4 protein-coding genes and 1 pseudogene are annotated in these 4,086 nt (G+C 68.0%); 4 read left to right on the top strand and 1 reads right to left on the bottom strand.

Annotated features, from left to right (window positions below; translation table 11 throughout):
• From QMX83_RS20580 to QMX83_RS20565, 4 genes and pseudogenes are all read left to right on the top strand, one after another.
• Window positions 1-605, top strand: a pseudogene (locus tag QMX83_RS20580) (hypothetical protein); the annotation flags it as partial.
• A gap of 217 nt (window positions 606-822) precedes the next feature.
• Window positions 823-1,077: a membrane protein insertion efficiency factor YidD gene (yidD, locus tag QMX83_RS20575; protein ID WP_282298484.1), complete on the top strand. Its 255-nt coding sequence runs from the start codon at window positions 823-825 to the stop codon at window positions 1,075-1,077.
• 1 nt (window position 1,078) lies between these two features.
• A complete protein-coding gene (locus tag QMX83_RS20570; protein WP_282298483.1) occupies window positions 1,079-2,425 on the top strand; it encodes a dihydroorotase in 1,347 nt (448 codons plus the stop codon).
• A complete protein-coding gene (locus tag QMX83_RS20565; RefSeq protein WP_282298482.1) occupies window positions 2,425-3,270 on the top strand; it encodes a peptidoglycan DD-metalloendopeptidase family protein in 846 nt (281 codons plus the stop codon). Before QMX83_RS20570 ends, QMX83_RS20565 begins: the two co-directional genes overlap by 1 nt.
• 28 nt (window positions 3,271-3,298) lie before the next feature.
• Here QMX83_RS20565 and QMX83_RS20560 read toward each other — a convergent pair whose 3' ends face one another.
• Window positions 3,299-4,006 carry a squalene/phytoene synthase family protein gene (locus tag QMX83_RS20560; protein WP_282298481.1) on the bottom strand — a complete coding sequence of 236 codons (708 nt, stop codon included), beginning with the start codon at window positions 4,004-4,006 and terminating at the stop codon, window positions 3,299-3,301.
• Window positions 4,007-4,086: the final 80 nt, after the last annotated feature.

Raw genomic sequence — 4,086 nt, 5'->3', positions numbered from 1 at the left:
CCCCGCGGCGGCTGGGGGCGCCGGGGCGGGGGCAGGCGCAGGCTGGGCCGCGGCCTTGGCCGGGACAGACTTGGCCGGCGCCGGCGGGGCCGGCTTCGGTGCGGACTTCACTACGGGTGCTGCGGCCGGCTTGGCGGCCGGCTTGGATGCAACGGGCTTGCTGGCGGGCTTGGCCGGTGCCGGCTTGGCCGCTGCCTTCTTGACCGGCGCGGGCTTGGCCGCCGGCTTTACGGGTGCTTTGGCGGTTTTGGCCGGAGCGGCGACCTTCTTGGCCGGCGTTTTGGCGACCGGCTTCGGCGCAGCCTTCTTCGCGACGGCGGGCTTGGCTGCCGGCTTTTTGACCGGTGCTGCCTTCTTCGCGACCTTGGCCGGCGCAGCAGCCTTCTTTGCCGGTGCCTTGGCCGCCGGCTTGGCAGCTGCCTTTTTAGCCACGACCGGCTTGGTCGCCGGCTTCTTGGCAACAGACTTGGCCGCCTTTTTTGCTACAGGCTTGGCGGTTTTCTTGGCGGCCTGGACGGCCTTCTTTGCAGTTTTTTTAGCAGCCACGAAACGCTCTTCCTTGGTTTCCCCCGGGGCCCGGGAAAGCGGGCCTTTATAGCCTACCCGACCCGCAGCAGCAACCACGTGACGGACTCCGTTCATGCTCGGAGCCGCCTGCGGTGACATCGGGCCCCATTTGGGGGTGGACCGACGTGCGCAGTTCGGTACCTGACCCGGCACCCACGGTGCCGGAGCGGTCCGGCGCGCACCCGGCGCGGACGGAACCAACAGCCCATCCTGCGACAAATGCGGCCTTCATGCCAACTGCTCTAAGATGGGCACGTGATCTCACGCCTGCTCATCGCCCTGCTCCGCTTCTACAAGCGCTTCATCAGCCCACTGCTGGGACCGCGCTGCCGTTTCATGCCCAGCTGTTCTGAATACGCCATGCAGGCCATTGCCGTGCACGGCCCCGCGCGCGGTAGCTGGCTTGCCGCCAAGCGCCTGGGGCGTTGCCATCCCTTCCATCCCGGCGGTATCGACGAGGTGCCTGCGCGCACCGATCGCGCCGCCTGTCGCTGCCCAGGAAACCACTGAAATGTCCTCCACGCTCATCGTCAACGCCCGTCTGGTCAATGAAGGCACCGTCACCCAGGGTGACCTGCGCATCGAGAACGGCCGCATCGCGCAGATCGGCACCGGCCTGGAAGCGCGCCCGGGCGAGACCGTGGTCGACGCCGCCGGTCGCTGGCTGTTGCCCGGCATGATCGACGACCAGGTGCACTTCCGCGAACCGGGCCTGACCCACAAGGGTGACATCGCCACCGAATCGGCCGCCGCCGTGGCCGGCGGGCTGACCAGCTTCATGGACATGCCCAACACCAACCCGCCCACGCTCAACGCCGCCGCGCTGCAGGCCAAGTACGATGCCGCCGCCGGTCGTGCGCGTGCCAACTACGGCTTCTACATGGGCGCCAGCAACGACAACCTGGCTGACATCCAGATTCTGGATCCCAAGACCGCGCCGGGCATCAAGGTGTTCATGGGTGCCTCCACCGGCAACATGCTGGTCGACAACCCGGAAACCCTGGACGCGATCTTCCGCGACGCCCCCACGCCGATCATCACCCACTGTGAAGACACGCCGATGATCGATGCCAAGGCCAAGGAGTACGCCGAGAAGTACGGCGATGCCCTCAGCGCCGAACAGCATCCGGACATCCGCTCGCGCGAGGCCTGCCTGAAGTCGTCGCAGCTGGCGGTGTCGCTGGCGAAGAAGCACGGTACCCGCCTGCACGTGCTGCACATTTCCACCGCCGATGAACTGGCCCTGTTCGAGAAGGGTCCGCTGATCCGCGCCGATGGCAGCCGCAAGCAGATCACCGCCGAAACCTGCATCCACTTCCTGCGCTTTGACCGCACCGACTACGCCCGCCTCGGCAACCTGATCAAGTGCAACCCGGCGATCAAGGAAGTGAGCGACCGCGAAGCGCTGACCAAGGCGGTGGCCGACAACGTGATCGACGTGCTGGCCACCGACCACGCCCCGCACACCTGGGAAGAAAAGCAGAAGCCGTATGCGCAGGCTCCTTCGGGTCTGCCGCTGGTGCAGTACGCACTGGTCGCGGCACTGGAACTGGTGCACGAAGGGAAGCTGAGCATCGAACAGGTCGTGCAGAAGTTCGCGCATGCGCCCGCGCAGCTGTTTGATGTCAGCCAGCGCGGTTACCTGCGCGAAGGCTACTTCGCCGACCTGGTGCTGGTGGAAGACGTGCCGTTCACGGTGAAGCGCGAAGACATCCTGTCCAAGTGTGGCTGGTCGCCGTTTGAAGGCATGACCTTCCGCTCGCGCATCGCCTCGACCTGGGTCAACGGCGAGCTGGCCTGGGACGGCACCGCCCTGGTGGGCGCGCCGAACGGCCAGCGCCTGAGCTACGACCGCTGATGCGGGCATGGATGATGGGCCTGGGCCTGCTGGCCCTGGCCCCCGTCGCAGCGACCGCGCTGCTGCCCGCCCCTGCCCTCGCCCAGGCCGACACGCGCGTGGTGTTTCCGGCCAGCGCCTCGCAGGGGGCGATGGTGATCGGCAAGGTGCCGCCCGGCAGCACCGTCACCTACGCCGGCCGCACGCTGCGGGTGAGCGGTTACGGCAGCGTGGTGTTCGGCATTGGCCGCGATGAAAAAGGGCCGCTGCAGGTGGCCGTGCAGCGCCCCGACGGCAGTACGGAAACGGCGCGGATTGCCGTGACGCCGCGCGACTGGCCGGTCGAGCGCGTCAATGGCGTGCCGCCCAAGACAGTGAACCCGCCGCCGGCGATTGCCGAGCGGATCAAACGCGAGCAGGCAGAGGTCACGGCCGCGCGGTCGCGCGATGACAACCGTGCCGATTTCGCACAGGCCTTCATCTGGCCGGTGCAGGGTCGGATCAGCGGCCGCTTCGGCAATGCGCGGGTGTACAACGGGCAACCCGGCTCAGGGCATTCGGGCATGGATATCGCGGTGCCGACCGGCACCCCGGTGAAAGCACCTGCCGCTGGCGTGGTGACGTTTGCGGGTGCGGATCTGTACCTGACTGGCGGAACCTTGCTGCTCGATCACGGCTTCGGCATCAGCTCCAACTTCCTGCACCTGTCGCGGATCGATGTGAAGGTCGGCGACCGGGTGGAACAGGGTCAGGTGATTGCCGCCGTCGGGGCCACCGGGCGTGCGACCGGGCCGCACCTGCACTGGGGCATGAACTGGTTTGATACCCGGATTGATCCGCTGCTGGTGTTGGAGCGCAAGCCGTAGGGACGCGCCCTGCGCGTCCTGCGGGATCTCAGCCGCGTCCGGCCCACCACGTGCGCAACAAGGTGCGCAACGGCGTCACCTGCGGCGCACGACCTTCGGCGAACGCCTGCAACCGCGTACGCGCCAGCGAGGCATACATGCGCCGCGGGCGCGGACCGGCCACACGGCTCGGCCACGGCTGCAGCAGCTGCGCCGCATAGCGCTGCGCCGCATTGCCATCATCCTGCGCCAGCAGCGAACGCGGTACCGCCGCCACCCCGGCTTCCTGCAGACGCTGGCTCAACGTCTGCAACAGCACCGGGCTGGCCACGTCTCCGCGCGCCGGCGTATCGAACATCACCGCTTCCACGGCCGCCACTGCTGCGGAATAGGCCTGCAGTGCCTGCCGTGCCTGCGCGGCATCCACCGGCACCGCGCGCGCCTCGATCAGGTCCGGCAGCGTCTGCGCCAGCTCGGCCCACGGTGCGCGCACCGGTTCCAGCAGCCGGCCCAGCGGGTGGCGCGAGCGTTGCCCGGCCCAGCTGCGCAGCTCCTCGCCCCACCACGCCAGCTTGGCGTCGGCGGGCAACGGATCGCCGGCGGTGTTGAGGATGTCGTCGAATTCCTGCAGCAGTGAAAACCACGCCACCACCAGATTGCGCTGGTGTTCGGGAATGAAGGGTTCGGCCACCGACCATTCCGGCCAGCGGGTGCGCCATTTGTCGAGGAAGCTGTCGAGGGCGCTGGAGGTGGTCATGGCGATGTTCCTGTAAACGGTAGCGCCGGCCGTTGGCCGGCCCTCATGAACGGTGAAGGCGGGTCGAGGCCGGCCAACGG

The sequence above is a fragment of the Stenotrophomonas sp. PS02289 genome (genome assembly GCF_029960115.1).
GTDB lineage: Bacteria > Pseudomonadota > Gammaproteobacteria > Xanthomonadales > Xanthomonadaceae > Stenotrophomonas.
Note: the sequence above shows the minus strand (reverse complement) of the source record. Positions and strands in the feature narration are given on the sequence as shown.